General features: G+C 59.7%; 1 pseudogene. It reads right to left on the bottom strand.

Going from position 1 to position 722, the window contains the following annotated elements:
* Positions 1-722: pseudogene (locus FH871_RS33395) on the bottom strand (ABC transporter permease); the annotation flags it as partial.

Below are 722 nucleotides of genomic sequence, written 5' to 3'. Positions count from 1 at the left end.
CCGAAGAGCGCCTTCAGGTATACCCCAATCTCGAAATGGTGATACCTCATGACGAGCTGGTTGATGATGCCGGCCCCCATCAGGAAGGCCATCCAGGTGATGATGACGAGCGAAAGTCCCAGGAATTTGCCCAGCAGCAGGACCCATTCGCGCACCGGCGTCGTATCCGAAAGCTCATTGAGCCCGGCTTCACGCTCGCGCCAGACCAGCTCACCGGCGTAGAAGATGGTGAGCTGGGGAATGATGATCCACTGGGTTTTGAGGCTGCTCAGGGCGGGTGCTAAAATTCGTAAAACCTCCTCGGTGCGGGCCAACAACGGAACCCCCAGCCACTCCATGTATTCGGTTGCGAACAGACCGGTGCCAATAGACAACAGGGCTACCAGCGTGAGTCCCCCCCGGGTTCTGGCAATCATCCCGAACGAAGAGAGGGCAATGGCGAGTGCCTGGCGCACATCCGTGGCGAATCCAAAATGACGGGTGCGGTTCGGCAGGTTGATCGGACTGGTGTCCCGGTTGCCTGGATCCGATGCGTCCGGAGCAGTGAGTACAGGGGAGCGCCCAGGATTGGATCGGCGACTGAAAATACGCGTCCATGGGGTATTCGGTATAACGTGGCCCAACCGAAACCGGAAGTACGTAAAAGCCAGCGCCCCGGCCGCCAGGCCAAACCACATCAGGCGATTCCAGAGCCAGGGGCCTTCGAGCAGGATCAGCCGCGT

It is taken from the genome of Larkinella sp. C7 (assembly GCF_006149005.1).
Taxonomy (GTDB): Bacteria; Bacteroidota; Bacteroidia; order Cytophagales; family Spirosomataceae; genus Larkinella.
The sequence above is the reverse complement of the archived record's forward strand: the minus strand, read 5'-3'. Positions and strand labels throughout refer to the sequence as shown.